The organism is Herbaspirillum autotrophicum (assembly GCF_001189915.1).
Taxonomy (GTDB): domain Bacteria; phylum Pseudomonadota; class Gammaproteobacteria; order Burkholderiales; family Burkholderiaceae_D; genus Herbaspirillum; species Herbaspirillum autotrophicum.
Genome location: NZ_LFLS01000089.1, coordinates 1 through 726, shown reverse-complemented (window position 1 = coordinate 726; position 726 = coordinate 1). Strand labels below are relative to the sequence as shown.

The following is a 726-nucleotide window of genomic DNA, read 5'->3' as shown; positions in this document are numbered from 1 at the left end:
GCTCAGGTTACCGCCGGCAGTCAGGGTTGCATTGCCCGCGGTACTGATATTGCCCTGGTTGCCCACGGTCAGATTGCCGCTGGCACTCAGGTTGGTGTTGGCACCTGTGGTATTGCCAGCGACTGTCAGGCTGCCGTTGGACACATTAGTCGTCACATTGCCTTGTGCGGTGACATTACCCAGCGTGGTATTGCCGGTTGTGTTCAGGGTCACGGTGCCGTTCGGCGCGTTCAGATTGACAGGACCAGCCAGTGCATTGTTACCGGTCAGCGCGATGTTGCCGGTGGTGGCCGTGCCGTTGGTGACGCCGCCCACAGTCAGATTGCCAGTGCTCGTCAGGTTGTCGCCGGCCGTCAGGGTTGCATTGCCTGCGGTACTGATATTGCCCTGGTTACCCACGGTCAGGTTGCCGCTGGCACTGAGGTTGGTGTTGGCACCTGTCGTATTGCCGGTAACCGTCAGACTGCCGTTGGACACATTGGTCGTCACATTGCCTTGTGCCGTCACGTTACCGAGCGTGGTATTGCCGGTCGTGTTCAAGGTCACCGTGCCATTCGACGCATTCAGATTGACCGGACCGCTCAGCGCATTGTTACCGGTCAGTGCGATGTTGCCAGTAGTAGCAGTGCCGTTGGTAACACCGCCCACAGTCAGATTGCCAGTGCTGTTCAGGTTACCGCCGGCAGTCAGGGTTGCATTGCCCGCGGTACTGATATTGCCCTGGTT

At 59.0% G+C, this 726-nt stretch carries 1 pseudogene; it reads right to left on the bottom strand.

The annotated features are described in order from the left end of the window. Positions 1 to 726: pseudogene (locus AKL27_RS28295) on the bottom strand (hypothetical protein); the annotation flags it as partial.